1 pseudogene is annotated in these 296 nt (G+C 64.2%); it reads left to right on the plus strand.

Annotated elements, in window-relative coordinates:
- Positions 1–296, plus strand: a pseudogene (tuf, locus tag DPV74_RS41895) (elongation factor Tu); the annotation flags it as partial.

Consider the following 296-nt stretch of genomic DNA (forward strand, 5'->3'; position numbering starts at 1 on the left):
CGACATGGTGGACGACGCTGAACTGCTCGAGCTGGTCGAGATGGAAGTTCGCGAACTCCTGTCGAAGTACGACTTCCCGGGCGACGACACGCCGATCGTGAAGGGTTCGGCAAAGCTGGCGCTGGAAGGCGACACGGGCGAGCTGGGTGAAGTGGCGATCATGAGCCTGGCAGACGCGCTGGACACGTACATCCCGACGCCGGAGCGTGCAGTTGACGGCGCGTTCCTGATGCCGGTGGAAGACGTGTTCTCGATCTCGGGCCGTGGTACGGTGGTGACGGGTCGTGTCGAGCGCG

The organism is Burkholderia sp. HAN2018 (assembly GCF_024704855.1).
Classification (GTDB): Bacteria; Pseudomonadota; Gammaproteobacteria; order Burkholderiales; family Burkholderiaceae; genus Burkholderia; species Burkholderia cepacia.